Origin of the sequence: Sphingomonas radicis (genome assembly GCF_051400635.1) — a bacterium.
In the GTDB taxonomy this organism is placed as follows: Bacteria; Pseudomonadota; Alphaproteobacteria; order Sphingomonadales; family Sphingomonadaceae; genus Sphingomonas.
Genome location: NZ_JBLFFG010000005.1, coordinates 239635 through 264415, shown reverse-complemented (window position 1 = coordinate 264415; position 24781 = coordinate 239635). Strand labels below are relative to the sequence as shown.

Annotated in this window: 25 protein-coding genes; 14 read left to right on the top strand and 11 right to left on the bottom strand. The window is 67.7% G+C overall.

Features of this window, described 5'->3' with window-relative positions; translation table 11 throughout:
• Nucleotides 1-77: 77 nt before the first annotated feature.
• From gcvT to ACMGDH_RS16825, 5 genes are all read left to right on the top strand, one after another.
• Nucleotides 78-1295 carry a glycine cleavage system aminomethyltransferase GcvT gene (gene gcvT, locus ACMGDH_RS16845; RefSeq protein ID WP_436829139.1) on the top strand — a complete coding sequence of 406 codons (1218 nt, stop codon included), beginning with the start codon at nucleotides 78-80 and terminating at the stop codon, nucleotides 1293-1295.
• 3 nt (nucleotides 1296-1298) lie between these two features.
• Nucleotides 1299-1670 (top strand): glycine cleavage system protein GcvH, encoded by a 372-nt coding sequence (gene gcvH / locus ACMGDH_RS16840; RefSeq protein ID WP_436829138.1) that lies wholly within the window; start codon nucleotides 1299-1301, stop codon nucleotides 1668-1670.
• A 133-nt stretch (nucleotides 1671-1803) separates the two neighbouring features.
• Nucleotides 1804-3162, top strand: coding sequence for an aminomethyl-transferring glycine dehydrogenase subunit GcvPA (gene gcvPA, locus ACMGDH_RS16835; protein WP_436829137.1), 1359 nt, complete (start codon nucleotides 1804-1806; stop codon nucleotides 3160-3162).
• Entirely contained in the window at nucleotides 3159-4730 is a 1572-nt protein-coding gene (gene gcvPB / locus ACMGDH_RS16830) for an aminomethyl-transferring glycine dehydrogenase subunit GcvPB (protein ID WP_436829136.1), read from the top strand. The genes gcvPA and gcvPB overlap by 4 nt, the downstream gene beginning before the upstream one ends.
• 130 nt (nucleotides 4731-4860) lie before the next feature.
• A complete protein-coding gene (locus ACMGDH_RS16825; RefSeq protein WP_436829135.1) occupies nucleotides 4861-5451 on the top strand; it encodes a DUF938 domain-containing protein in 591 nt (196 codons plus the stop codon).
• Here the strand turns inward: ACMGDH_RS16825 and ACMGDH_RS16820 are convergent.
• On the bottom strand, nucleotides 5448-6353 hold the full coding sequence (locus ACMGDH_RS16820) for a DMT family transporter (RefSeq protein ID WP_436829134.1): 906 nt from the start codon (nucleotides 6351-6353) through the stop codon (nucleotides 5448-5450). The genes ACMGDH_RS16825 and ACMGDH_RS16820 overlap by 4 nt on opposite strands.
• A gap of 316 nt (nucleotides 6354-6669) precedes the next feature.
• On the opposite strand from ACMGDH_RS16820, the gene proS reads away from it, so the two are divergent.
• The 5 genes from proS to ACMGDH_RS16795 are packed head-to-tail and all read left to right on the top strand — an operon-like array spanning nucleotide 6670 to nucleotide 10740.
• The gene (gene proS, locus ACMGDH_RS16815; RefSeq protein WP_436829133.1) at nucleotides 6670-8226 is read left to right on the top strand and encodes a proline--tRNA ligase; all 1557 of its coding nucleotides are present in this window, start codon (nucleotides 6670-6672) and stop codon (nucleotides 8224-8226) included.
• Nucleotides 8226-8825 carry a TIGR02466 family protein gene (locus ACMGDH_RS16810; RefSeq protein WP_436829132.1) on the top strand — a complete coding sequence of 200 codons (600 nt, stop codon included), beginning with the start codon at nucleotides 8226-8228 and terminating at the stop codon, nucleotides 8823-8825. Before proS ends, ACMGDH_RS16810 begins: the two co-directional genes overlap by 1 nt.
• Nucleotides 8822-9904: a pectinesterase family protein gene (locus ACMGDH_RS16805; RefSeq protein WP_436829131.1), complete on the top strand. Its 1083-nt coding sequence runs from the start codon at nucleotides 8822-8824 to the stop codon at nucleotides 9902-9904. Before ACMGDH_RS16810 ends, ACMGDH_RS16805 begins: the two co-directional genes overlap by 4 nt.
• Nucleotides 9904-10254 carry a DUF6152 family protein gene (locus tag ACMGDH_RS16800; protein WP_436829130.1) on the top strand — a complete coding sequence of 117 codons (351 nt, stop codon included), beginning with the start codon at nucleotides 9904-9906 and terminating at the stop codon, nucleotides 10252-10254. Before ACMGDH_RS16805 ends, ACMGDH_RS16800 begins: the two co-directional genes overlap by 1 nt.
• A 12-nt stretch (nucleotides 10255-10266) precedes the next feature.
• The gene (locus tag ACMGDH_RS16795; RefSeq protein ID WP_436829129.1) at nucleotides 10267-10740 is read left to right on the top strand and encodes a DUF6644 family protein; all 474 of its coding nucleotides are present in this window, start codon (nucleotides 10267-10269) and stop codon (nucleotides 10738-10740) included.
• 7 nt (nucleotides 10741-10747) lie between these two features.
• Here ACMGDH_RS16795 and ACMGDH_RS16790 read toward each other — a convergent pair whose 3' ends face one another.
• Both ACMGDH_RS16790 and glpD read right to left on the bottom strand, forming a co-directional pair.
• Nucleotides 10748-11080, bottom strand: a complete 333-nt coding sequence (locus tag ACMGDH_RS16790) for a PilZ domain-containing protein (RefSeq protein WP_436829128.1) — start codon at nucleotides 11078-11080, stop codon at nucleotides 10748-10750.
• Nucleotides 11081-11131: 51 nt separating this feature from the next.
• On the bottom strand, nucleotides 11132-12589 hold the full coding sequence (gene glpD / locus ACMGDH_RS16785) for a glycerol-3-phosphate dehydrogenase (RefSeq protein ID WP_436829127.1): 1458 nt from the start codon (nucleotides 12587-12589) through the stop codon (nucleotides 11132-11134).
• Between the two features lie 55 nt (nucleotides 12590-12644).
• On the opposite strand from glpD, the gene rnr reads away from it, so the two are divergent.
• Both rnr and ACMGDH_RS16775 read left to right on the top strand, forming a co-directional pair.
• Entirely contained in the window at nucleotides 12645-14888 is a 2244-nt protein-coding gene (rnr, locus tag ACMGDH_RS16780) for a ribonuclease R (protein WP_436829126.1), read from the top strand.
• 11 nt (nucleotides 14889-14899) lie between these two features.
• On the top strand, nucleotides 14900-15223 hold the full coding sequence (locus ACMGDH_RS16775; RefSeq protein WP_436829125.1) for a hypothetical protein: 324 nt from the start codon (nucleotides 14900-14902) through the stop codon (nucleotides 15221-15223).
• A 350-nt stretch (nucleotides 15224-15573) separates the two neighbouring features.
• On the opposite strand, the gene ACMGDH_RS16770 is transcribed toward ACMGDH_RS16775, so the two are convergent.
• The 3 genes from ACMGDH_RS16770 to ACMGDH_RS16760 form a co-directional block, all read right to left on the bottom strand.
• Entirely contained in the window at nucleotides 15574-15996 is a 423-nt protein-coding gene (locus ACMGDH_RS16770; protein WP_436829124.1) for a hypothetical protein, read from the bottom strand.
• A 43-nt stretch (nucleotides 15997-16039) separates the two neighbouring features.
• Nucleotides 16040-17215: a saccharopine dehydrogenase family protein gene (locus ACMGDH_RS16765; protein ID WP_436829123.1), complete on the bottom strand. Its 1176-nt coding sequence runs from the start codon at nucleotides 17213-17215 to the stop codon at nucleotides 16040-16042.
• Nucleotides 17216-17506: 291 nt separating this feature from the next.
• Nucleotides 17507-19291, bottom strand: a complete 1785-nt coding sequence (locus tag ACMGDH_RS16760; RefSeq protein WP_436829122.1) for an ABC transporter transmembrane domain-containing protein — start codon at nucleotides 19289-19291, stop codon at nucleotides 17507-17509.
• A 347-nt stretch (nucleotides 19292-19638) separates the two neighbouring features.
• Between ACMGDH_RS16760 and ACMGDH_RS16755 the strand changes: the two genes are divergently transcribed.
• A complete protein-coding gene (locus ACMGDH_RS16755) occupies nucleotides 19639-20871 on the top strand; it encodes a polyhydroxyalkanoate depolymerase (protein ID WP_436829121.1) in 1233 nt (410 codons plus the stop codon).
• A gap of 21 nt (nucleotides 20872-20892) precedes the next feature.
• Here ACMGDH_RS16755 and ACMGDH_RS16750 read toward each other — a convergent pair whose 3' ends face one another.
• From ACMGDH_RS16750 to ACMGDH_RS16735, 4 genes are read right to left on the bottom strand one after another with little or no spacing between them, the layout of a single operon-like run.
• A complete protein-coding gene (locus ACMGDH_RS16750; protein ID WP_436829120.1) occupies nucleotides 20893-21264 on the bottom strand; it encodes a YkvA family protein in 372 nt (123 codons plus the stop codon).
• A gap of 40 nt (nucleotides 21265-21304) precedes the next feature.
• Entirely contained in the window at nucleotides 21305-21790 is a 486-nt protein-coding gene (locus ACMGDH_RS16745) for a pyridoxamine 5'-phosphate oxidase family protein (RefSeq protein WP_436829119.1), read from the bottom strand.
• Nucleotides 21791-21849: 59 nt separating this feature from the next.
• Nucleotides 21850-22293, bottom strand: a complete 444-nt coding sequence (locus tag ACMGDH_RS16740) for a glucokinase (RefSeq protein WP_436829118.1) — start codon at nucleotides 22291-22293, stop codon at nucleotides 21850-21852.
• Nucleotides 22184-22798 (bottom strand): glucokinase, encoded by a 615-nt coding sequence (locus ACMGDH_RS16735; RefSeq protein WP_436829117.1) that lies wholly within the window; start codon nucleotides 22796-22798, stop codon nucleotides 22184-22186. The genes ACMGDH_RS16740 and ACMGDH_RS16735 overlap by 110 nt, the downstream gene beginning before the upstream one ends.
• Nucleotides 22799-22983: 185 nt before the next feature.
• On the opposite strand from ACMGDH_RS16735, the gene ACMGDH_RS16730 reads away from it, so the two are divergent.
• Nucleotides 22984-23466, top strand: coding sequence for a hypothetical protein (locus ACMGDH_RS16730; protein ID WP_436829116.1), 483 nt, complete (start codon nucleotides 22984-22986; stop codon nucleotides 23464-23466).
• 108 nt (nucleotides 23467-23574) lie between these two features.
• Here the strand turns inward: ACMGDH_RS16730 and ACMGDH_RS16725 are convergent, their stop codons facing one another.
• On the bottom strand, nucleotides 23575-24750 hold the full coding sequence (locus tag ACMGDH_RS16725) for an acetyl-CoA C-acyltransferase (protein ID WP_436829115.1): 1176 nt from the start codon (nucleotides 24748-24750) through the stop codon (nucleotides 23575-23577).
• Nucleotides 24751-24781: the final 31 nt, after the last annotated feature.

Here is a 24781-nt window from a genome sequence, read left to right as displayed (position 1 = left end):
GTGACAGAGGGGGCGATGGACTGAAGCGCCGCGCGAGGCGTTGAAGCCGTCGTTCCTTTCATGCGCGGAGTGCCCCGATGAGCCGAGATGTCCACAACGGCCCCACCGACGAGTTCAACCAGGCCCGCGGCACCGAATACAGCCACGACGCCGAAGCCGGCGACGCGCCCGAAATCCTCAAGCTCCCGCTAGACCAGTGGCACCGCAATCGCGGCGGCCGGATGGTGCCGTTCGCGGGCTATGAGATGCCGGTCCAGTACGAAGGCATCATGGCCGAGCATCTCTGGACGCGCGAGCACGCCGGTCTGTTCGATGTCAGCCACATGGGCCAGCTGCTCTTCTCCGGTCCCGACGTCGACGCGCAGCTCGAGACGCTGCTGCCCGGCGACATCAAGGGGTTGGTCGAGGGGCGCATGCGCTATTCGCTGCTGCTCGCCGAGAACGGCGGCATCCACGACGACCTGATGGTCACCCGCCTGCCGGCAGAAAACGCCTTCGAAGCGGAGGCGCGCGACTTCTACATGGTCGTCAACGGCGCGACCAAATGGGATGACATCGGCGTCTTCCGCGAAGAGCTGCCCGACGAGATCAGCATCAGCCACCTCGACGAGCAGGCGCTGCTCGCGCTGCAGGGCCCCGAAGCGGTCACGGCGCTGGAGCGCGTCGTGCCGGGTGTCGCCGCCCTTGTCTTCATGACTGCCGCCGCGTTCGAGTGGCAGGGCAATCCGCTCTGGGTCAGCCGCTCGGGCTATACCGGCGAGGACGGCTTCGAGATTTCGCTCCCCGGCGATGCGGTGGAAGCCTTCGCCGAGGCGCTGTGCGCCCAGCCCGAGGTCAAGCCGATCGGTCTCGGTGCGCGCGATTCGCTGCGGCTCGAGGCTGGGCTCCCGCTCTACGGCCATGACCTCGATCTCGAGACCACGCCGGTCGCCGCCGATCTCGGCTTCGCGCTCTCGAAGCGCCGCCGCGAGGAAGGCGGCTTTCCCGGCCACGCGCGGATCATGGCCGAGCGCGAAGGCGCCGCGGTCGTCAAGCGCGTCGGGCTGATCGTCGAAGGCCGCCAGCCGGTGCGCGAAGGCGCCGCGGTGGTCGATGCCGACGGCACCGAGGTCGGCAAGGTCACCTCGGGCGGGTTCGCGCCCTCGGTCCAGAAGCCTATCGCCATGGCCTATATGCCCGTCGCGCTCGCTGTTCCGGGCACGCGCGTCACGCTCGCCCAGCGCGGCAAAGTTCATCACGCGGAGGTCGTTGCCATGCCCTTCGTGCCCCACCGTTACGTCAGAAAGGGAGTCTGACCCATGAGCCGTTACTATACCGAAGATCACGAATGGCTCGACGTCGACGGCGAGACCGCGACCGTCGGCATCACCGATTATGCGCAGAGCCAGCTCGGCGACATCGTGTTCGTCGAAGTCCCCGAGGAAGGCCGTAGTGTCTCCAAGGGTGACGACGCCGCAGTGGTGGAATCGGTCAAGGCCGCGTCGGACGTGTACGCGCCGGTCGGCGGCACCGTGATCGAAGGCAACCCGGCGCTCGCCGACAACCCCGCGCTGGTCAACGAGGACCCCGAGGGCGAGGGCTGGTTCTTCAAGCTGACGCTGGCCGACGCGGGCGAACTGGAAAGCCTGATGGACGAGACCGCGTACAAGGATTTCGTGAGCAAGCTTTGACCTAAACTCCCTCTCCCGCTTGCGGGAGGGGGCTGGGGGGTGGGCGCCCGCTCTCCCCCCGCGATGCGGCCCGAGGATAGCGGGCGCCCACCCCCGGCCCCTCCCGCAAGCGGGAGGGGAGAGAGATACAAGAATGCGCTACCTACCCCTCACCGATACCGACCGTCAGGCGATGCTCGCCACGATCGGCGCGTCCTCGATCGACGATCTCTTCGTGGACGTTCCCGAATCCGCGCGCCTCACCGGCCCGGTCCCCGGCCTGCCGCTCCACGCGAGCGAGCTCGCGGTCGAGCGCCACATGACTGCGCTGGCGAGGAAGAACCTCGCGGCAGGCGACGCGCCCTTCTTCCTCGGCGCCGGCGCCTATCGCCACCACGTCCCGGCCTCGGTCGATCACATCATCCAGCGCGGCGAGTTCCTCACCGCCTACACGCCCTACCAGCCCGAAATCGCGCAGGGCACGCTGCAGGTGATGTTCGAGTTCCAGAGCCAGGTCGCGCGGCTGCTCGGCTGCGATGTCGCCAACGCGTCGATGTACGACGGCTCGACTGCGTGCTGGGAGGCGATCGTGATGGCGCGCCGCGTCACCCGCCGCGGCAAGGCGATCCTCTCGGGCGGGCTCCACCCGCACTATGTCTCGGTCGCCAACACCATGGCCAAGTTCACCGGCGACCAGCTCGTCACCGCGCTGCCGATGCTGAGCCCCGAGCCCGACACGCTCGACCTGATCAACGCGATCGACGACGATACTTCATGCGTCGTCGTCCAGTACCCGGACATCCTCGGCCGCATCGAGGACATGAGCGCGCTCGCCGAGGCGTGCCATACGAAGAAGGCGCTGCTGATCGCAGTGGTCACCGAGCCCGTCGCCCTGGGCGCGATCAAGTCGCCCGGCGAGATGGGCGCGGACATCGTCGTCGGTGAGGGCCAGTCGCTCGGCGTCGGCCTCCAATTCGGCGGGCCCTATGTCGGCCTCTTCGCCTGCTCGGAAAAGCTCGTCCGCCAGATGCCCGGCCGCCTCTGCGGCGAGACAGTGGATGCCGAGGGCAAGCGCGGCTTCGTGCTGACGCTCTCCACCCGCGAGCAGCACATCCGCCGCGAGAAGGCGACTTCGAACATCTGCACCTCCTCGGTGCTCTGCGCGCTGGCGATGTCGGCGCATATGACGCTGCTGGGGGAGGCGGGCCTCCGCCGTCTCGCCGAGCTCAACCACGTCGCCGCCAGCGCCGCCGCCGATCGGCTCGCCGAAGTCGATGGCGTCGAGCTCGTCACCGATCGTTTCTTCAACGAGTTCACGCTGAAGCTCTCGAAGGAAGCCCGCCCCGTGGTCCGCACGCTCGCCGAGCGCGGCATCCTCGCCGGCGTGTCCCTCGGCCGCCTCTACCCCGACGCAACCGATCTCGCGAACGGCCTGATCGTCGCAGTCACCGAAACCACCACCGAGGAGGACGTCGAGACGCTTGCCTCCGCGCTTGAGGAGGTGCTGGCATGAGCACGATCAACCAGTCCGGCTGGCGCCCCACCACTCCGCAGGCGGGCGAGGCCCAGGGCGAGACCTTCACCGGCAACCGCGCGCTGATGCTCGAGGAACCGCTGATCTTCGAGATCGGCTCGACCGAGACCACCGGCGTCGACTTCGCCGAAGCCCCGGCGGGCAAGTCCCGCCTCGGCGGACTCGAACGATCGAAGACGATCGGCTTGCCCGGCCTGTCCGAGCCCGAGGCGGTGCGCCACTACACCCGCCTCAGCCGCCAGAATTATGCGATCGATCTCGGCCTCTTCCCGCTCGGCTCGTGCACGATGAAGCACAATCCGCGCCTCAACGAGCGGATGGCGCGCCTCCCCGGCTTCGCCGATATCCACCCGCTTGCGCCGGTCGACACGGTGCAGGGCGCGTTCGAGGTCATCGACCAGCTCGCGCACTGGCTCGTCACGCTCACCGGCATGCACGCCGTGGCGATGAGCCCCAAGGCGGGCGCGCACGGCGAGCTGTGCGGCATCCTCGCGATCCGCGCCGCGCTCGACGCCAAGGGTCAGCAGGCGCGCAAGGTGCTGCTCGTCCCCGAGAGCGCGCACGGCACCAACCCCGCCACCGCCGCCTTCGCCGGCTTCACGGTCGAGGACATCCCCGCGACCGAGGAAGGCCGAGTCAACCTCGAGGCGCTCAAGGCGCGCCTCGGCCCCGATGTCGCCGGCGTGATGATCACCAACCCCAACACCTGCGGCCTGTTCGAGCCCGATCTCAAGGCGATCTCGGACGCGGTCCACGCCGCGGGCGGCTATGTCTATTGCGACGGTGCCAACTTCAACGCGATCGTGGGCCGGGTGCGCCCGGGCGACCTCGGCGTCGACGCGATGCACATCAACCTGCACAAGACCTTCTCGACTCCGCACGGCGGCGGCGGTCCCGGCTCGGGCCCCGTGGTGCTGTCGGAGGCGCTGGCGCCCTATGCGCCCTTGCCCTTCGTCGAGAAGACCGCCGACGGCTTCCGCCTCGTCGAAGAGGAGACCGCCGGCGAGCATCACGCGTCGAGCTTCGGCCGCATGGTCGCGTTCCATGGCCAGATGGGGATGTTCACGCGCGCGCTGACCTACATCCTCAGCCACGGCGCCGATGGGCTCCGCCAGGTCGCCGAGGATTCGGTGCTCAACGCCAATTACGTGCTGCGCTCGATGGAGGACGTGCTCGACGCGCCCTTCGCCAAATCGGGTCCGTGCATGCACGAGGCGATCTTCTCGGATAAGGGCCTGCCCGAAGGCTTCTCGACGATCGACATCGCCAAGGGGCTGATCGACGAGGGTTATCACCCGATGACGGTCTATTTCCCGCTGGTGGTGCACGGCGCGATGCTCGTCGAGCCGACCGAGACCGAGAGCAAGGCGACGCTCGACCAGTTCATCGGCGCCTTCCGCTCGGTCGCCGCGCGGGCCAAGAACGGCGAGCCCGCGCTCAAGTCCGCGCCGCACTTCGCGCCCCGCCGCCGCCTCGACGAGACGCTGGCCGCGCGCAAGCCGGTGCTGGCGTACAAGGGCCCGGCCGAAGCGCAAGCTGCGGAGTAACCCCCTGAAAGCCCCTCCCCTTAAGGGGAGGGGTTCGGGTGGGGCCTGTCCACGCGAACCTCAGTCTGCGTGAAAAACGGCGACACGCAACCCGCTTGCCTTCGCTCGTACCACCGCGGATCATCGCGCGATGACTCGCCGCCACGCTCCCGCGACCGCACGCAATCGCGAACCCATCGCCGCGGTGCTCGCCAAAGTCCTTCCAGCAGAGGGGCTCGTGCTCGAAGTGGCGAGCGGGAGCGGCGAGCATTGCGCCTGGTTCGCCGATCGCTTCCCCAGGCTTGAATGGCAGCCCAGCGATCCGGATGACGAAGCCCGCGCTTCGGTCACCGCCTGGTGCGAGGATCTGCCGAACGTCCTTCCCCCGCTGCATCTGGATGCCGCGGCCGCCGAATGGCCGATCGGAGCAGCCGACGCCGTGCTGTGCGTGAACATGGTTCACATCAGCCCCTGGGAAGCGACGCTCGGGCTGATGGCGGGGGCGGGCCGGCTGCTCGCGCCCGGCGCGCCGCTGGTCCTCTATGGCCCCTATCGGCAGGAGGGCGTGCCGACCGCCGAATCGAACGAGGCATTCGATGCATCGCTCAAGGCGCGCGATCCACGCTGGGGGCTGCGCCATGTCGAGGATGTGTCGGCGGCCGCCGCCGCGCGCGAGCTGGTGCTCCAGCAGATCGTGCCCATGCCGGCGAACAACCTCAGCCTGATATTCCGCCGCGGCTAGGATGTGGCGGCGTCGGTCACGGCTTCGGTGTTGCGCACATGGAGCACGCGCTCGCGCCACACGATGTAGAGCCCGCTCGCGATGATCACCGGCGCGCCGATCCAGGTCCAGGCGGTGGGCCAGCTCCCGAAGATCAGCCAGCCGTAGAAGGTGCCCCAGATCAGGCTCGAATAGTCCATCGGGATCACGGTGGAGACCGGCGCGAAGCGGACCGAAGCCGTGAGCGCAAGCTGCGCGACCCCGCCGACGAGTCCGATCGCGATCAGATTGGCCCAGGTCACCCAATCGTGCGCCTGAAGCTGGAACGCATAGACGGCGCCCAGCGGCGGCAGCGACAGCACCGAGAACCAGAAGACCGTGGTCCCGGCGCTCTCGGTCTTGCCGATCTGCCGGAGCGTGATCGCGACGATCGCGACGAACAGCGCCGCGAGCAGCCCGACGATCGCGCCGAATAGCGGGAAATGCCCGCTCCCCGGCTGGGTGACGACCAGCACGCCCAGGAATCCGATGATCACTGCCCCCCAGCGATGCCGCCCGGTCTTCTCCTTGAGCACGATCGCGCCCAGGATCGTCGCGAAGATCGGCACGGTGAACTGCAGCGTCGTCGCTTCGGCGAGCGGCAGCAGCAGCACCGATCCGAACGTGAATACCATGCCGGTCATCCCGATCGCGGTCCGGATGACATGCGCGCCGAAGCGCTGCGTCCTGACCGAGCCGAGCCCGGGGCCGAGCGCGATCCAGGCGACGACGAGCGGAACTGCCCAGAGCTGGCGGTGGAACATCGTCTCCACCAGCGTCGCGCCGCGGGTCTCGGCCAGCTTGATCAGCGCCGACATGGTCGCGAGGCAGAACACCGCGAGCAGGCGAAGCCCCAGTCCGGCGAAGATGCGGTCGCGCTGCATGCAGCATCCGCTAGGGGGGCAGGCCCGGCGGCTCAACCTTCTTCCCGGCTTAGGCCGGAAATATCGCTGGAAAAGTAGGATTTGCTTTGGAAGATGGCTGTGGATGAGCAAGCGAAGCGCCTCGCCGTCCGCAAACACGCGATTCGAGTCAATCGAGTCAACCGGATCGGTTGACTCCCGCAGGGCGCAAAACTGCAAACCGAGTCAATTGACCCCCGGCGCGCGCAAACATGCGTTTCGAGTCAACTGGGTCAATTGCGCACGCGCCGCATGGTCGCCATTGCGGCTTAGGCGTCTGGACCCTAGAGGCACGGCCATGATCAAGCACGCTCTCAACGTCACGCGCGATGCCGATTTCGCGCAATGGTATCAGACCGTCATCTCCGAGGCTGACCTCGCCGAAGAATCCGGCGTGCGCGGCTGCATGGTGATCCGCCCCTGGGGCTATGGCATCTGGGAGCGGATCCAGCGCCTGCTCGACGATCGCATCAAGGCGACGGGGCACGAGAACTGCTATTTCCCGCTCTTCATCCCGCTCAGCTACTTCGAGAAGGAAGCCGAGCACGTCGAGGGCTTCGCGAAGGAGATGGCGGTCGTCACGCACCACCGGCTGGTGAGCGACGGCAAGGGCGGGCTCGTCCCCGATCCCGAGGCGAAGCTGGAGGAGCCGCTGGTCGTCCGCCCCACGTCGGAGACGGTGATCGGCACTGCCTTTGCGCGCTGGGTCCAGTCGTGGCGCGATTTGCCCGTGCTGATTAACCAATGGGCGAACGTCGTCCGCTGGGAGATGCGCACGCGCATGTTCCTGCGCACCAGCGAGTTCCTCTGGCAGGAAGGGCACACCGCGCACGCGAGTGAGGCAGAGGCGCGCGAAGAGACGCTGAAGATGCTCGAAGTCTATCGCAGCTTCGCCGAGGAGTGTGTGGCGATGCCGGTGATCGCGGGCGAGAAGCCCGAGAACGAGCGCTTCCCGGGCGCCGTCGAGACCTGGTCGATCGAGGCGATGATGCAGGACGGCAAGGCGCTCCAGGCGGGCACCAGCCACTTCCTCGGCACCAATTTCGCGCATGCGCAGAACATCCGCTTCCAGAATGCCGAAGGGCAGCTCGAATATGCGCAGACGACGAGCTGGGGCATGTCGACGCGCATGATCGGCGGCCTGATCATGATGCACGGCGATGACGATGGCCTGCGCGTGCCGCCGCGCGTCGCGCCCTGGCAGATCGTGATCGTGCCGATGCTGCGCGACGTGCCTGAGGATGCGGCGATCGTCGACTATTGCAAGGAGCTCCAGCAGCAGCTTTCGGTGCTCAGCGTGTTCGGCGAGCCGGTGCGCGCGCTGCTCGATCTGCGTCCGGCCAAGGCCGCCAACAAGCGCTGGGCCTGGGTCAAGAAGGGCGCGCCGCTGGTGCTCGAAGTCGGCGGACGCGATGTCGCCGGGGCGAACGTCTCGGTCATCCGCCGCGATCGGCTCTATCGCGAAGAGCCTGCCCCCGCGAAGGCGGGGGGCAAGCTCGACAGCACGATCCTGCCGCGCGCCCAGTTCGTCGACGAGGCGACTCAGCTGCTGGAGAGCATCCAGCAGTCGCTCTACGATCAGGCGCGCGCGCGAACCGATGCGAACATCCGCCGCGATGTGACGGATTTCGACGCGCTCGCCGCTGCCTTCGACGAGAACATCCGCTATCCGGGCTGGGTCGAGGTCAATTGGGCAAAGCCGACGGGCGCGGAGCTCGACAAGGCAGTCGAGCGGCTCAAGGCGCTCAAGCTGACCTTCCGCAACGTGCCGGCCGGCGCCGCGCCTGCGGAGGGCAATTGCATCTTCACCGGCCGCCCCGCGGTCGAGCGCATCTTGGTCGCGCGCGCCTATTGATGCGCACGCTGTTCGCCTCGCTGGTCTATCAGGAGCCGCTGGGCGACGCGCCGCTGGTCGAGGCGCTGGAGGATTCGTGCCTCCAGCTCGCTCAGGATGATGCGGCGGGCAAGCGCTGGTGCCGCGAGCACGGCTATCGCGGCTACACCAGCTATGGCTCGCTGGGCGACCTGCCGATCCGTGACCCCAATTTCGCGGATCTGAAGCGTCTGCTGGACAAGCATGTCGCCCGCTTCGTGGAGGCTTGCGCCTTCGATCTCGGCGGCAAGAAGCTCAAGCTCGACAGCCTGTGGGTCAACGTCCTCGACGCCAAGGGCGGGCACAGCGGGCACATCCACCCGCACAGCGTCGTCTCAGGCACGCTCTATGTCGCGCTGCCGCCCGGCTCGCGCGGGTTGAAGTTCGAGGATCCCCGCCTCGCGATGCTGATGGCTGCGCCGCCGCGCCGCGCGGATGCGCCGGAGATGCTGCGAAGCTTCGTCGAGGTTTCACCCGAGCCCGGGACGGTGCTGCTTTGGGAAAGCTGGCTGCGTCACGAAGTCGCGCCGGGTTCGGGCAGGGACAAGAGGATCAGCATCAGCTTCAATTACCGCTGGTGACCGGCCGCCGCGCCTTCCTCGCGGGCGCACTGGCGCTGCCGCTGGCGGCCCGGGCCGAAGAGCAATGGGATGCGGTGGTCGATCCGCGCACCGGCACGCTCGGTGCCGCGCTGGCAAAGGCCGCCACAGCGGGCGGACGGCCATTCCGCATTCTGGTCCGGCCGGGGCTGCTGGTCGAGAAGCTGACGATCACGACACCCGACGTCACGATCGTCGGTAGCGGCGGCGATAGCGTGCTGAGCTTCGGCACCTACGCGGGAATGCCCCACCCGGAAGGCGGCACCTGGGGCACCGGTCGAACGGCAACGCTGACCATCGCCGCGCCGGGTGTGACGCTGCGCAACCTCACGGTCCGCAACAGCTTCGACTATGTCGGTGCCAGGCGCGACAGCGCCGGCAACGGCGCCCAGGCCGTGGCGCTGATGATCCGTGCGGAGGCGGACCGCACGCTGGTCGAGGATTGCACGCTCGAAGGCTATCAGGACACTTTCTACCTGCAGGCGCGCTCGCAGGTTTCGCGCTGCCGGATCGTCGGCGGAGTGGATTTCATCTTCGGCGGTGCCGCGGCGTGGTTCGAACAGTGCGAGATCGTCACGCGCTTCGTGCCGGGCTCCCCCAATTCGGGCTATCTTTCCGCCTCGAGCACGCCTGCCGACCAGCCGTTCGGGCTGGTGTTCGATCGCTGCCGGCTGCTGCGCGAGCCTGGCGTCCCGGCACATTCGACGTGGCTCGGCCGACCGTGGCGCGCGGGCGGCAACATGGCGCTCACCGGCCAGTCGGTGTTCCTGCGCTGCTGGATGGATGCGCATATCAAGCGCGAGGGCTGGACCTGGATGGGATACAAGGGCCCGGACGGCGAACCGCGCCGCCTCACCCCGCAGGAAGCCCGGTTGTTCGAATATGCCAGCCGCGGTCCGGGCGTGGGCCCTGCCTCGGCCGCCCGCCGTTTCCTCGATGCGGCTGCCGCTGCGCGGTTTACCCGCGACGCCGTGCTTGGCGGCTGGAATAGCCAGGCGGCTATTGAGATACCGGAGCGGCCTGGGGTAAGCTCGGCCCGGGGGCGATTGGAGGAAGGCTGATGTCTCGAACCACGTTCTTCGCTGCCGCGCTGATGGTGGCGCTCCCCAGCGCCGCGCTCGCGCACCACGGCTGGAGCTCCTACGACGAATCCAAGCCGCTTACGCTCACCGGCACGCTCCAGAACGTCTCCTGGTCCAACCCGCACGGCAGCGCGACGATGCGCTGGCAGGGCAAGCAGTGGAACGTCGTCCTGGCGCCCGTCTCGCGGATGGAGGCGCGCGGGCTCACGTCTGCGATGATCGACAAGGGCCAGACCGTGACGCTCGTCGGCTATGCCCGCAAGGACGGCACCGCGGAGATGCGGATCGAACGCGTGAAGGTCGGCGACAAGACGGTCGAGCTGCGCTGAGGCGTGGAGGATGTGCTGCTCGGATGGGCCGGGTGGCTCGACGCGGCGGGCGTGAGCCAATGGTCGCGCGGCGCCGCCTGGGCCTATCCGGTGGCGAACACCTTCCACCTGCTCGGGCTGGTGATGTTGGTGGGCGGGATCGGCGTGGTCGACCTGCGGCTCGCCGGGCTGTGGCGTGCAATCCCCGCGGCACCCCTGTCGCGGGCGCTCACTCCGGTCGCGCTGGCGGGGCTGGTGGTGCTGGCGGCGAGCGGCACGATCCTCTTCGCCGCTGACGGCGCGGCGCTGGCGCGTTCGGAGACCTTTCACCGCAAGCTGGTGCTGATCGTGCTCGCCCTTGGCAACGCACTGGTCTTCCGGCTGGCGTGGCAGCGGCGCGTCGAGGCGGGCGGGACCGTACCTCCGCTCGGGCGGCTGATGGCCGCGGTGTCGCTGCTGCTCTGGTTGTCGGTGGGAACGCTGGGGCGGTGGATCGCCTATAGCTGAGTGCAGCTCAGCAGATCACCAGCGTCAGCGAACGCATCAGGCTTCGCTCGATCGGCGCGTCGAAGCGGCAGCCGATGTGATTGCCGTCGTTCCAGACGACGGTCGCGGCGACGGGCACGGTGCCCTTTAGCCGCAGCCAGAGCCGCTCGCCTTGCTGATGCTCGGTCGAGCAGGCGAGGCGGCAGCCATAGACCGAAAGGTCGTGCAGCGTCGCCTCGACCGGTTCCTCGCTGTGGCTGCGGAGCGTGGCCTGCGACACGATGATGCGATGCCGCTCCGCCGCGCGCTGCTCGACGAGCGCCGGTCCCACGCTTCGATATTGTGAAAGCCTTGTCGCCATTGCCCTCTCGCCCCCGGTGGCATGGCTACATTCCCAGTTATCAACAATTGGTTAATCGATGGTTGCTGCCCACCATGCGGCAAACTGCGCGCGTTCCGCCTCGCTCATGTGCAGCCCGAGCTTGCTGCGGCGGTACAGCACGTCCTCGGGCGTCCGCGCCCACTCGCGCGTTCGCATCCATCGGGCTTCCAATTCGGTGAGCCCGGCACCCAGCGGCTGCCCCATTCCCGCCTCGTCCTCGACTCCGGCCAGCATCTCGCTGAGCAGCCTCCCATAGGCGCGGGCCATGCGAAGCGAGCGCGCCTCGCCGAGGAAAGGCCAGGTGGCGCGGACCTGCTCGAGGAAATGTCCGAAGGCGGGAATGGCGCCCCCGGGGAAGACCCGCGCACGCGTGCGCGCGCTGGTCACGACATCCAGCGCGCCGCCGATCTTCTCGACGGCTTCCTCTGCCAGGGCGCGTGCGGTGGTGATCTTGCCGCCGAAGACCGAGAGGATCGGCGCACCCTCGCGGTCGAACTCGAGCAGATAGTCGCGGGTCACCGCTTGCGCGGCGTCGGTGCCGTCGTCGTGCAGTGGCCGGACGCCCGACCAGTTCCATACCACATCGCCCGGCGTGACCTGACCGGCGAAATAGCGGTTCGCCGCCGCGCAGAGATAGTCGACTTCCTCCGGCGAGCAGACCGCATCCTCGGGTTTTTCGACGGGCACGTCGGTGGTGCCGATCTCGGTGAAGCGATCCTCATAGGGAATGGCGAACACGATCCGGCGGTCGGGTTGCTGGAGGATATAAGCATGGTGGCCCTCGAACAGCCGCGGCACGACGATGTGGCTGCCCTTCACCAGCCGGACCCGCGAGCGGGTGGCGACTCCGACCTTGCCGAGCAACTCCATTACCCAGGGACCGGTGGCGTTGACCAGGCAGCGCGCCTGCACTTCGCGCCCATCCGATAGCTGGGCGTGCCAAAAGCCGTTCGTACGGTGGGCAGAGAGCAGCGCGGTTCGGGGCGCGATTTCCGCGCCTTTCTCCGCTGCATCCAGAGCGTTCGCGAGGGTGAGGCGGGCGTCGTCCACCCAGGCGTCCGAATAGACGAAGCCCCGGCGGGTATCGGCAAGCGGAGCGATATAGTCGGCGTCGCGCTCGCTCAGGCCACGCGAGCGCGGCAGGCTCGATGCGCCGGCGAGCATGTCGTAAAGATAGAGGCCGGCACGGACCATCCACCACGGCCGGACCGAATGGGCATGCGGCAGCACGAAGGCCATCGGCCGGATCAGGTGCGGCGCCGCCGCCAGCAACCGCTCGCGCTCGTGCAGCCCCTCGCGCACAAGCCGGAACTGCCAGTTCTCAAGGTAGCGCAGCCCGCCGTGGATCAGCTTGGTCGAGGCGGAGGAGGTGTGCCCGGCAAGGTCGTCCTTCTCGACGAGCAGCACGCTCAGGCCGTTAAGCGCCGCCTCGCGTGCGATCGCGCACCCGTTGATCCCGCCGCCGACGATGAGAAGATCATAGGGCACGTGCGTCTCACTAAGGAGTTGGTAGGCTGGTCGCGAGTCCCTATGTGAGGATCGAATGGCAAGAACTAAAACAAGAGCAGGCCTGCCTACCCGGCAGCAGATCCTCGACTTCATCACATCGTCGGACACGCCCGCCGGCAAGCGCGAGATCGCCCGCGCTTTCGGACTGAACGGGCAGGACAAGATCGCGCTCAAGGCGCTGCTCAAGGACATGAGCGACGAGGGACTGATCGATGCCGCTCCGGGCCGCGCCTTCCACAAGATGGGCGGCGTTCCCAAGGTGACCGTGCTCCGCGTGACCGACGCCGACGGCGACACGGTGTGGGCAGTCCCCGAGCGCTGGGAGGCCGAGGGCATCCCGGTGCCGCGGCTGCGGGTCCGTGAGCAGCGGGGCAAGCGCAGCGCGCTCGCCATCGGCGACCGCATCCTCGCGCGCACCGAAGAGGCCGGCAACGGCTGGATCGCGCACCCGATGAAGAAGCTCGCGCGCGGCGAGGAGCAGATGCTCGGCGTGGTGCACGAGGAGGGCGGGCGGCTCTACCTCCAGGGCGTCGAGAAGAAGGACCGCCGCAGCTACCCCATCTCCGAGCGCAACGGCGCCGAGCCCGGCGATCTGGTGCTCGCCGAAAAGGCGGGCAAGCCGCCGCGGATCTTCGCGCGCGTCACCGAACGGCTCGGCGATCCCTTTGCGCCGCGCAGCTTCTCGCTGATCGCGATCCACCGCCACGGCATCCCCAACGTCTTCTCCGAAGAACTGCTCGCCGAGGCGGAGCGCGTTTCGGAGCAGCCGCTGGGCGAGCGCGAGGACCTGACGCATCTGCCGATCGTCGCGATCGACCCGGCGGATGCGCGCGACCATGACGACGCCGTCTGGGCCACGCCGGACGACGACCCTGCCAACCCCGGCGGGTGGAAGGCCGTGGTCGCGATCGCCGATGTGAGCTTCTACGTCCGCTCCGGCTCGGTGCTCGACCGCGAGGCGCGCAAGCGCGGCAACTCGGTCTATTTCCCCGATCGCGTGGTGCCGATGCTGCCCGAGATCCTTTCGGCCGAAGTCTGCTCGCTCAAGGAAGGCGCCGACCGCGCGGCGATGGCGTGCCATCTCCAGGTTTCGAAGGACGGTGCGCTCAAGAGCTGGCGGTTCAGCCGCGCGGTGGTTCGGATCGCGGCGAACATCGCCTATGAGGACGCACAGGCGGCGATCGATGGAACGATCGAGCACCCGCTCACCGAAACTGCGCTCCGGCCGCTGTGGGACTGCTGGCGTGCGCTCTACAAGGCGCGCGAGAAGCGCGAGCCGCTCGATCTCGACTTGCCCGAGCGGCGGATCATGCTCGACGAGATGGGGCGGATCCTGTCGGTAGCGCCGCGCGAACGGCTCGATGCGCACAAGCTTATCGAGGATTACATGATCGCCGCCAACGTCGCTGCGGCCAAGGCGCTCGAGGCCAAGAAGGCGCCGGTGATGTACCGCGTCCACGAGCCGCCGGCGCGCGAGAAGCTGGTCGCGCTCAAGGAATATCTCAAGACCTTCGACGTCGAGTTCGCGCTGGGACAGGTGATCAAGCCCGCCACGTTCAATCGCATCCTGGAGCGCGTCGGAGAGTCGGACTTCCGCCCGCAGGTGATGGAGCAGGTGCTGCGCACCCAGACCCAGGCCTATTACGGGCCCGAGAACCATGGCCACTTCGGCCTGTCGCTCGGCAGCTACGCCCACTTCACTTCGCCGATCCGCCGCTATGCCGATCTGATCGTCCACCGTTCGCTGGCCGAGGCGTACAAACTGGGGCCGGGCGGGCTGACTTTCGACGAAGCCGCGACGATGGACCGGATCGGCGAGAGCATCAGCCAGCTCGAGCGCCGCGCGATGGAAGCCGAGCGCGAGACGATCGACCGCTATGTCGCCGCCTATCTCTCCGAGCATGTCGGCTCGGTGATGGAAGCGCGGATCACCGGCGTGCAGAACTTCGGCTTCTTCGCGACGATCGAGGGAATCGGCGGCGACGGGCTGGTGCCCGTGCGCGATCTGGGCACCGAATATTTCCGCTACGACGAGACGACGCATCAACTGATCGGCGAAGCAACGGGGGAGAGCTTCGCACTCGGCCAGCGCCTGCCGCTGCGGCTGGTGGAAGCGAACCCGATCTCGGGCGCGTTGCGTTTCGAGCTGCCCGACGGCAAGGGTTCGGCATCGAGCCGTGACGAGGCGGGGCGCGAGGCGCGGGGGAGAGGACCCAAGCGCGTGATCAAGCATCGCGGCCGGCCCGCGAACATCCGCCACCAGGGCCGCAAGCGCTGAGGGGAGACGCGATGAATAGCGCGGAGAACGTCGTTCCGATCCAGGCCGCGGCGGCTGCGCGTGCCCGCCGGCGTGTGATCAATCACTTCTACGTCTGGCGCGCGATCAGCCCCGAAGAGGCGATCGAATACAGCCCGCCGACGCCGATGGAGCAGCGCCAGTTCGACCGGATGGTCAAGAGCGGCGTGATCCGCATCGCGCAGCCGGGGCTCTACTGGATCGATCTGGCAGCGCGCGACGCGGCGGAAGGCCGGCGGCGGCGAAAGCTGGTGCCGATCGTGATCGCGGTTTGCCTTGCGATCGCGGCGACGTTGCTGCTGTTCTACAAGGGCTGAGCGGCCCTCAGGCTTTCCCGCCAGTTTTGACTCTTTTCACGGAAACGCGCTGCATCTCGCAATTTTATTTCGCGGGGTGCGATTGGTTGACCTGCGATTTCAAAGAGCGGGCGGCGCGGGCCGCGGAGAGGAGCCAAGCAGGCGAAATCCTACATTGCAAGGATGTATGCGAAGCTCGGTTTCCCCTCCCTGCAAGGGAGGGGATCAAGGGGTGGGTAGCTCCAGGTGAGGCTCGATGCCTCACCTGGAGCTTTCATTGGGTGTCCTCGGAGTCTTTTGGGCGCGCAGACGCGCGCACCCACCCCCAGCCCCTCCCTGCAAGCAGGGAGGGGAGCGCGTTTGGACTGGTGCTAACGCATGATCCCGCGCGTGCGGGCTGCGGTCACTTGGCTGCGGAGCAGCTCGATCTGGCCGCGCAGACCGCTATTCTCCGAATAGGAGAACCCTCCGGCAGAGGCGCGGTAACCGAAGCCGCCGATCCGGCGGCTCTGGCGAAGCAATGCGCGCTCTTCGCTGTGGGTGATCTGGCCATTGTCCTGCGCCTCGCGGATCTCGCGGCGGATCTTGCCGAGCTCCCGCCCGTAGCTGAAGTCGGCGCGCGGCGTGCCTGCGCGTTCGGTGCGGTAGCCGCCGCGGGGCTGGGCGATGTCGCCGCCCCAGTTGCCTGCGCGGGGACTGGGAGCGGTGGCGCCGGTGTAGCTGCCGAGGCTCTGGGCGGCGGCAGGCGGGGGCAGGATCAGCGTGGCGGCGAGGACGAGCGGAGCGATGCGCATGGAACACCTCGTGCGTTCTGGCACGAGAGTTGTTCCATCGCCGTCATGAACTCGTCGTGAACGTCAGCCCGGCATGCGCCTCCAGCCGCTTGCGCAGCGCTTCGGGCATCAGCGCTCCAGCGGTCCAGATACCGCCCTTGCCTTCGGCCGGCACATCGCGGAGCAGGCAGAGCGCGCTTTCGGCGATCATCTTGCTCGTCGAGCCATAGCCAGGGTCCTTGTCGCCCTTAACCACTGCAGTGACGCTCTGGCCGTCAGGCATCTCGGCGACGAAGGCGATCTCGTAGAAGCCGGACTCGCGTTCTTCCTTGCTCGGGCCTTCGCCGGGCGCCGGGCCCTTGTCGGCGTTCATCGGGTTCATCTTGGCGATCGCCTCTGCCGTGGCCTTGCCGAGCTCGCCGATGCCGGGCGCGATCATCATCTCGTCGTACTGGAAATCGCTGCCATAGGGGTGGCCCGCCAGGAAATTGGTGCGGTGGACATTCTTGGTGTTGATCACCGCCATCATGAACGGCGCCACCCAGGCTTCGACCGCCTCGTCATAGTGCGGGACCATGCCGTTGGGCTGGTGCGGCCCGTCGAACCCCGGCGCGAGCGCGAAGGGATCGATCATCAGCTTGAGGATCGAAGGGTCCTTCGCGGCGGCCGCCATCGTCGCCTTGCCGCTGGCGAAGGTGCCGCCCGAGAAGGTGCCCTTCATCGCGCGGATGCGGCCCTTCACGCGCGGCGCGGGTCTGCCGAAGCGGCGCTTGGCCTCCTCCTGCGCGGTCCAGACACCAAGATCGAACGGGATCGAATCGAAGCCGCACGAGAAGACGATGCGCGCGCCGCTCGCCTTCGCCGTGGCTTCGTATTTGTCGATCATCTGGCGCATCCAGGCGGGCTCGCCGCATAGGTCGACGTAAGCGGTGCCGGCCCGGGTGCAGGCGGCGAGGAGCTGCTCGCCATAGAGCTGATAGGGTCCCACGGTGGTGATCACCACGGCTGCGCGCCGGACCATCGCATCGAGGCTGGCGGGATCGTCGGCATTGGCAGTGACGAGCGGCGTGTCCGCCGCGGCGCCGATCTCGCTTCGCACCTCCTGGAGCTTGCTGAGCGAGCGGCCCCCCATTGCCCATTTGAGGCTGCCATCGGCATAGTGGTTCGCGAGATATTCAGCGACCAGGCGGCCGGTGAAGCCCGTGGCGCCATAAACGAGGATGTCGAATTCGCGGTCCATCTGCCTCTCCATTTGCTGGCATACCGGATTTTCTAAATGGGATTGAAGCAGAGAATGGGCGAGAGGGGAAGGGTGCTGGACTCAGTCGATCAGCACCCGACGTGAGATCGTGCAAAAATCCTCCCCCGCCAGGGGGAGGTGGCGCCGAAAGGCGTCGGAGGGGGCGGATGCCAGAACGGGAGCGAAGTGATTCCTCCCCCTCCGTCAGGCTGCGCCTGACACCTCCCCCTGGCGGGGGAGGATTGGGTGTAGGCCGGTCGGGATAGCCCCTCAGGAGCCGGGCTTAGAGGATCATGCGTCGAACTGCAGCGCGGCCAGCCGGGCATAGAGGCCGCCACCGGCGACGAGCTCGGCATGGGTGCCGGTCTCGACGATGCGGCCCTCGTCCATCACGATGATCCGTCCCGCGGCCCGGACGGTGGCGAGGCGGTGGGCGATGACGAGGGTGGTGCGGTTGGCCATCAGCCGTTCGAGCGCGTCCTGGACCAGGCGTTCACTCTCGGCGTCGAGCGCGGAGGTGGCTTCGTCGAGCAGCAGGATTGGCGCGTCGCGGAGCAGCGCGCGGGCGATCGCGATGCGCTGGCGCTGCCCGCCCGACAGGCGCGCGCCGCCTTCGCCGAGGAAGGTGTCGAGGCGCTGCGGCAGATCGCGGAGGAAGTCGGCGGCGTTGGCGGCCTCGGCCGCGGCCCAGATCGCTTCGTCCGAGGCATCCCAGGCGCCGTAGCGGAGGTTGTCGCGCGCGGAGGCGGCGAAGATCACCGTTTCCTGCGGCACGATCGCCATGCGTCCGCGCACGTCGGCCGGGTCGGCCTGCCGCACGTCGACTCCGTCGACGCGGACGGTGCCCGCCTCGGGATCGTAGAAGCGCTGGAGAAGCTGGAAGAGCGTCGACTTGCCAGCGCCCGAGGGTCCCACGACCGCCACGGTCTCGCCCGGCTTCACGTCGAGCGAGAAATCGGTCAGCGCGGAGACTTCGGGGCGCGTGGGATAGCGGAAGACCACATGCTCGAACGCGATCGCTCCGAGCGGGGGCTGGGGCAGCGCGACCGGGTGTGCAGGCGGGGCGATGTCGGGCTGCTCCGACAGCAGCTCGGCGAGGCGGCTCGCGGCGCCCGATCCGCGCAGCAGCTCGCCATAGGTCTCCGTGAGCGCGCCGAACGAGCCGGTGACGAGCCCGGCGGTAATAACGAAGGCCGTGATCGATCCGCCCGAGATGCGCCCGGCGGCCACGCCCGACACCGCATCCCACATGATCAGCGTGATCGCCGTGAACAGCAGCCCGATCACCAGCGCGGTCATCACGGCGCGAAGAGCGAAGCGCTGCTTGGCGGCGGCGAAGCTGCGGAGCACCGCCCCGTCGAAACGCTCGGCCTCGCGCTTCTCCTGCCCGAAGGCCTGGACGATGCGCATCGCGCCGAGCGTTTCGGACGCGATCCCGCCGATGTCGGCGATCCGGTCCTGGCTCGAGCGCGAGAGCTGGCGGACGCGCCCGCCGAGCCAGACGATCGGGAGGACCACCAGCGGCAGGCCGATGATCAGGTAGAGCGCGATCGCAGGGGCGAGCGCAAACAGATAGATCACGCCGCCGATGCCGGTGAGCAGGTTGCGCAGCGCGGTGGAGACAGTGCTGCCGACGACCATCTCGATGATCGCAGTGTCCGAGGTGAGGCGCGAGGCGATCTCCGACGGACGGTTCTCCTCGAACCATTTGGGCGGAAGCCGCAGCAAGTTGCGGTGAACGGCCTTGCGGATGTCCGCGACGGTGCGCTCGCCGACCCAGGAGACGAAGTAGAAGCGCACCGCGGTGGCGATCGACAGCGCGAGGACGACGAGCAGCAGCCCGTGGAAATAGACGCCGATCCGGCTGGTGTCCGCGCCGGCCGCGAAGCCGTTGTCGACGATCTGCTTGAAGGTGCGCGGGATCCACAGAGTCGCGATCGACGAGGCCAGCAGCGCGAGCGTGGCGGCCGTCAGCTGCAGCGGATAGCGGCGCGTGAAACCCCACACGATGAGGAGGTTGCTCAGCTTGCGTCGGGGTTGCGCCGCGGCGGGGGCGGGCGGGACGGGGTCGGCCATGGCGCGCGCCTAGCGTGATTGGGGGGGAAGGGGAACCTCCTGCCGACAGCGCGCCCGTTTCGGAAGAGGTGCATCGACGTTCGATCCTCCCCCGCCAGGGGGAGGTGGCGCGCGAAGCGCGACGGAAGGGGAGGAAGCACGCCGATAATTGATCGCTTACCTCCCCCTCCGTCAGCCTATGGCCGACACCTCCCCCTAGCGGGGGAGGATTGGTGTCGAGCGGCTTGGCGCGCAACCATACCGGAGCTTCGTACATTCCCCGAGGCGACGTTGCACCGCAACACGCGCACGCTATATAGAATTGGGTGAACCGCCGCCTTTTCCGCGGGGACGGTGGAAGGAATTCGATGCTGTACGACGCTTACGAAATTCAACGTTCGCTCCTCGCCGGCGCCAGCGCATGGGCCAATTTCTCCGCGGGTCTGCTCAACAATCCGGCCAATCCCTTCGCTTATTTCGGCGGTGGCCCGGTGCTCGCTTCGGCGCTGGAGGTGTTCGGCCATGCTGCAGCGCCGCGCGGCAAGCCCGATTTCGGGCTCGACCATACCCAGATCGACGGCCGCCAGGTGGACGTCCATGAGGAGATCGTGCTCCGGAAACCCTTCGGCCAGCTCAAGCGCTTCGTGCGCAAGGGCGTGGAGGGCGGGCCCAAGCTGCTGATCGTCGCGCCGATGTCCGGCCATTACGCCACGCTGCTGCGCGGTACGGTGGAGCGGATGCTGCCGGTGGCCGACGTCTACATCACCGACTGGCGCGACGCGAAGCTGGTGCCGCTGGCCGAGGGGCGCTTCGACCTCGACGACTATATCGATTACATCGTCGCCTTCCTCGAGCATATCGGGGCAGAGGGTGACCCGCGGCCGCACATGCTGGCGGTGTGCCAGCCGTCGGTGCCCTGCTATGCCGCGGTGGCGCTGATGAGCGCCGACAAGCATCCCAGCCGCCCCAAGACGCTGACGATGATGGGCGGCCCGATCGACACCCGCGAGGCGCCGACCGCCGTCAACACGCTGGCGACCGAGCGGCCGCATGCCTGGTTCGAGCAGAATGTGATCGCGACGGTGCCGATGATGTATCCGGGCGCGGGGCGGAAGGTCTATCCGGGCTTCCTGCAGCTCGCGGGGTTCATGACGATGAACCTCGGCAGCCACATGATCAGCCACTGGGAGATGTTCAAGCACCTCGTCCAGGGCGACGACGACAGCGCCGACGCGACGATGCGCTTCTACGACGAATATCGCTCGGTGTGCGACATGACCGCCGAATTCTACCTCCAGACGATCGACGTGGTGTTCCAGGCGCATGCGCTCCCCAAGGGCGAGATGACGCACCGCGGGCGCAAGGTCGATCCGGCGGCGATCACCGACGTGGGCCTGCTCGCGATCGAAGGCGAGCGCGACGACATCTCCGGGATCGGCCAGACCAAGGCGGCGCTCGAGATCGCGACCAAGCTGCCCGCAGCCAAGAAGCAATACCACCTCGCCGAGGGCGTGGGGCATTACGGCATCTTCAACGGCTCCAAGTGGCGGACGCGGATCGCGCCCGTGCTCGAGAAGTGGATGGCGGAGAACGGCGGCTGAGCGCGTCCTGAGCCGCCCGCGTCAGTTGTATTCGCTGGTCGCGACAAGGCTCCAGACCAGCCAGGCGACTCCGGCCCAGATCGCGACGACGATCAGCACCCCGGCCCAGCTGACCGGGCGCTGCGTCTCGATCTCGGCGCGGGCGCGGTGCTCGGCGAACAGCGCGGCGGGCACCATCTTCTCGAACAGCCAGACGCCGAGCGGGATGAGCACGGCGTCGTCGATCAGCCCGAGCACGGGAATGAAGTCCGGCACCAGGTCGATCGGCGAGAGCGCATAGGCGGCCACGAGCACGCCGAACAGCCGCGCGGGCAGCGGCGTGCGCGGATCGCGCACCGCCAGCCACACGGCATGTGCCTCGACGCGGATTCGATGTGCGAGGGAAGGGCCCATCGGCGCGGTATCGCCGAGCGGCCCCTCCGCGGCAAGCCGCCTACAACGCCGTCTCGACGTGGCGCCCGGCTTCCTCGGGCTTGATCTTCATGCCCGTCAGCATCTTGAACTTGCCCGATAGCGACTCGTCGCCTTCCCAGATCTCCGCATCCTGAAGCTCGAAGCGGAGCATGATCAGGCTGGGGTCGTTGCGGCCGCCGTCGAACCAGGCCTCGACCATGTTGGACCAGTATTTGTCGATGACCGCCGGGTCACGCTCTTCGACCAGGTTGCCCATGATGCAGGCGAAGAGCTTGTGGTCCTTGGTCACGACTTGCGCCATCGCCGGGCCGCCTGGCGCAATGCGATTGTCCTTCCTGGTGTAGAACCAGAATTGGCCGTCGGCATCCGGATCGAGGATCGCCGTCATCGGCTCGGCATGATCCTGACTGCCCATACGCTTGACCATGACGAAGGGGCTCTTGGCCAGCTTCTCCCACATCCGCTTGCGCACCGCGGCGGGATCGTTGCTCTGCTGTTCGTCCATCATTCTCTCCCAAGGGGTTGCCGGGAGAGAACGAGCGGGCGCGGCGCGGTTTCCTTGGGTCAGGCGTGGCCCAGCGCCGCTGCGGCACCGAGCAGCTCCAGGTCGTTGCGGTTGACCAGCGCGACCGGCACTTCGGAAAGCTGGCGGCGAAAGGCCGTCTTCTCCTCCATGCGCCGGCGGAAGCCGGGGTCCATCAGCTGCGGCTGGAGCGCGCGGGCGATGGCGCCGGTGAGGAACACGCCGTCCCATGCGCCGAAGGTGAGCGCCAGATCGCCCGCGAATGCGCCCAGATGCTCGACCCACATCGCGATCGCGGCTGCGCAATTGGGGTCGCGGCCGACATTGCGGGTGACATCCTCGGGTTTTTCGAGACGCTTGCCGCCCGACAGTGCCTCATAGGCGAGCAGCAGCCCCGTGGCGCTGAGCAGCGTCTCGATCTCGAGCGAATGGCCGCGCCCCTCGCAATGCTGGGAAGGTTCGGCCGTTGGCGCTCTTGGGCGCAAAGCTGATGTGCCCGGCCTCGCTCTCGATCGGCACGAGCTTGCCGCCCGAGGTGATCAGCGCCGATACGCCGAGACCGGTGCCCACGCCGATGACGACATAGTTGCCGCCGGGCTCGACCGCGCGGGGCAGCGGACCCCTGAGCGGCGTGAAGGCGCTGCCCGGAAGCAGCGTGAGCGCGAGCGCATTGGCCGCGCACTCGTTGAGCGCGCGGGGCCGGACCCGCAGAACCGCCTCGACGCCCGACAGCGAGATGTACCAGCGGCTGCCGGTTAGATTGATCAGGTCGCCGCGCGCCGCTCCCGCCACCGCGAGGACGCTGGGGAGCTGCGCATCGGCCAGCCCGACGCCGTTGAGATAGGTTACGAGCGCGCTGGTGAAGGTCGCGTGCTCCGCAGTCATGAACTTGCGCACGTCGCGCGGCATCAGCCCCACCTCGCCGCCGGTCAGCCCGAACCGCACCGATTGGCGGCCGATATCGGCCACCAGCGCCAGATCCTGCGTCATCGCTCCCCCTCTTCGTGGCCTCCACCTTCGGGAGGTCCGCTGTTGTTATCGCTACCAATGGTTACGGAAACGAAAACACGCGGTCGCTGGCAGCGTTGTCGGTGCGATAACGTGCAACAATGAAGGATGTGCAAACGCTTTGGCGATGATGTAACATTCCCTGACGCACAAGATGGAGAGGTGGAATGAAGGCATTCATCGCAACGCTTCTGCTCGCGAGCAGCGTGTGGACATCTTCCGCGCTAGCTCAGGTATCATCCACCTCGCCGCTGCTCGGAAGGTGGGCGCTCGATCTTTCGCGCATGCCGGTGCCGCCTGAGGCGCGGCCGAAGAGCGTCACCATCTCGTTCAGCGATGCGAGCGACGGAAAATGGTCGACCGAGGTGCATATCGTCGACGGGAGCGGAGCGGAGAGTCGTGCCAAGTCCACCTATCCGCTGGATGGAACACCGGTGCCCGTCGAGGGAAGCATCGAGGCAGACACGACTGCAGTGAAGACGCCCCTTCCGGACGTGCTGATCATGACGCTCGGCAAGGATGGCGCCCCGGCCTCGACACGTATCTTCACCGTGGCGCCGGACGGGAACTCCCAGATCGAGACGGCGGTTTATTTTACGCCCGAGGGCAAACCAGTAATGCGGACGAATTACTTCACGCGGGTACGGTAGCCGGTACGGCTGGTGCTGAGCCGATAGCCGGTCCCCGAGGGGGCTTGCCATATCGAAAGTCGCCCCACCCCAACCCCCCCCCTGAAGGGGAGGGGTTTTTGTTTGCGGTCACAGCACTTCGAACAGCCCCGCCGCGCCCATGCCGCCGCCGATGCACATCGTCACGACGACATGCTTCGCGCCGCGGCGCTTGCCTTCGATCAGCGCGTGGCCCGTCATGCGCGCGCCCGACATGCCATAGGGGTGGCCGATCGAGATCGCGCCGCCGTTGACGTTGAGCAGTTCGTTCGGGATGCCGAGCTTGTCCCGGCAATAGAGGACCTGGACCGCGAAGGCCTCGTTCAATTCCCACAGGCCGATGTCGCCCATCTTGAGGCCGTAGCGGTCGAGCAGCTTGGGGATGGCGAAGACCGGGCCGATGCCCATCTCGTCGGGCTCGGTGCCGGCAACTGCCATGCCGATATAGCGGCCGAGCGGCTGGAGGCCGCGCTTTTCGGCGAGTCTCTCTTCCATCAGCACGCTCGCGGCGCTGCCGTCGGAGAGCTGGCTGGCGTTGCCCGCAGTGACGGTGCCGTTCGGGAGCACCGGCTGGAGCGCGGCGAGACCCTCGGCATTGGTGTCGGGGCGGTTGCCTTCGTCCTTGGCGAGCGTGACTTCCTTCTGGGTGACTTCCTTCGTCTCCTTGTTGACGAGATTCATCGTCGCGGTGACCGGGATGATCTCGTCGTCGAACTTGCCTGCCGCCTGGGCGGCGGCGGTGCGCTGCTGCGACTGGAGCGCATATTCGTCACACTGCTCGCGGCTGATGCCGTAGCGGGCCGCCACGACCTCGGCAGTCTGGAGCATCGGCATGTAGATGTCCTTGTGCATCGCCAGCAGCTCGGGATCGGGCTGCACGCGCATCTGCGGAGTCTGGACGAGGCTGATCGATTCGACGCCGCCGCCGATCGCGATGTCCATGTTGTCGACCATGATCTCCTTGGCCGCGGTGGCGATCGCCATCAGCCCCGAGGCGCACTGGCGATCGACTGACATGCCGGCGACCGTGACCGGCAGGCCCGCGCGGAGCAGCGAAGTGCGCGCGATGTTGCTCGCCTGCGCGCCCTGCTGGAGCGCGGCGCCGAACACCACATCGTCCACCTGGCCCGGCTCGATTCCCGCGCGCTCGACTGCCGCCTTGATCGCATGGCTCGCGAGCGTGGGCGAGGGAAGGTTGTTGAACGCACCGCGATAGGCGCGGCCGATCGGGGTGCGGGCAGTGGAGACGATGACTGCGGAGCGCATTTTTCTTCTCTTTCTCCCCTCCCGCTTGCGG

What these genes read in the sequence shown, in the direction of transcription:
- ACMGDH_RS16775 (WP_436829125.1), top strand. Translation starts at nt 14,900, where the DNA reads ATGAATAGCGCGGAGAACGTCGTTCCGATCCAGGCCGCGGCGGCTGCG.
- ACMGDH_RS16745 (WP_436829119.1), bottom strand. Translation starts at nt 21,790, where the DNA reads ATGGACGAACAGCAGAGCAACGATCCCGCCGCGGTGCGCAAGCGGATG.
- ACMGDH_RS16810 (WP_436829132.1), top strand. Translation starts at nt 8,226, where the DNA reads ATGCGCACGCTGTTCGCCTCGCTGGTCTATCAGGAGCCGCTGGGCGAC.
- ACMGDH_RS16750 (WP_436829120.1), bottom strand. Translation starts at nt 21,264, where the DNA reads ATGGGCCCTTCCCTCGCACATCGAATCCGCGTCGAGGCACATGCCGTG.
- gcvH (WP_436829138.1), top strand. Translation starts at nt 1,299, where the DNA reads ATGAGCCGTTACTATACCGAAGATCACGAATGGCTCGACGTCGACGGC.
- gcvPA (WP_436829137.1), top strand. Translation starts at nt 1,804, where the DNA reads ATGCGCTACCTACCCCTCACCGATACCGACCGTCAGGCGATGCTCGCC.
- ACMGDH_RS16760 (WP_436829122.1), bottom strand. Translation starts at nt 19,291, where the DNA reads ATGGCCGACCCCGTCCCGCCCGCCCCCGCCGCGGCGCAACCCCGACGC.
- ACMGDH_RS16765 (WP_436829123.1), bottom strand. Translation starts at nt 17,215, where the DNA reads ATGGACCGCGAATTCGACATCCTCGTTTATGGCGCCACGGGCTTCACC.
- ACMGDH_RS16820 (WP_436829134.1), bottom strand. Translation starts at nt 6,353, where the DNA reads ATGCAGCGCGACCGCATCTTCGCCGGACTGGGGCTTCGCCTGCTCGCG.
- ACMGDH_RS16790 (WP_436829128.1), bottom strand. Translation starts at nt 11,080, where the DNA reads ATGGCGACAAGGCTTTCACAATATCGAAGCGTGGGACCGGCGCTCGTC.
- gcvPB (WP_436829136.1), top strand. Translation starts at nt 3,159, where the DNA reads ATGAGCACGATCAACCAGTCCGGCTGGCGCCCCACCACTCCGCAGGCG.
- ACMGDH_RS16825 (WP_436829135.1), top strand. Translation starts at nt 4,861, where the DNA reads ATGACTCGCCGCCACGCTCCCGCGACCGCACGCAATCGCGAACCCATC.
- ACMGDH_RS16755 (WP_436829121.1), top strand. Translation starts at nt 19,639, where the DNA reads ATGCTGTACGACGCTTACGAAATTCAACGTTCGCTCCTCGCCGGCGCC.
- ACMGDH_RS16770 (WP_436829124.1), bottom strand. Translation starts at nt 15,996, where the DNA reads ATGCGCATCGCTCCGCTCGTCCTCGCCGCCACGCTGATCCTGCCCCCG.
- proS (WP_436829133.1), top strand. Translation starts at nt 6,670, where the DNA reads ATGATCAAGCACGCTCTCAACGTCACGCGCGATGCCGATTTCGCGCAA.
- ACMGDH_RS16730 (WP_436829116.1), top strand. Translation starts at nt 22,984, where the DNA reads ATGAAGGCATTCATCGCAACGCTTCTGCTCGCGAGCAGCGTGTGGACA.
- rnr (WP_436829126.1), top strand. Translation starts at nt 12,645, where the DNA reads ATGGCAAGAACTAAAACAAGAGCAGGCCTGCCTACCCGGCAGCAGATC.
- gcvT (WP_436829139.1), top strand. Translation starts at nt 78, where the DNA reads ATGAGCCGAGATGTCCACAACGGCCCCACCGACGAGTTCAACCAGGCC.
- ACMGDH_RS16735 (WP_436829117.1), bottom strand. Translation starts at nt 22,798, where the DNA reads ATGACGCAGGATCTGGCGCTGGTGGCCGATATCGGCCGCCAATCGGTG.
- ACMGDH_RS16725 (WP_436829115.1), bottom strand. Translation starts at nt 24,750, where the DNA reads ATGCGCTCCGCAGTCATCGTCTCCACTGCCCGCACCCCGATCGGCCGC.
- ACMGDH_RS16800 (WP_436829130.1), top strand. Translation starts at nt 9,904, where the DNA reads ATGTCTCGAACCACGTTCTTCGCTGCCGCGCTGATGGTGGCGCTCCCC.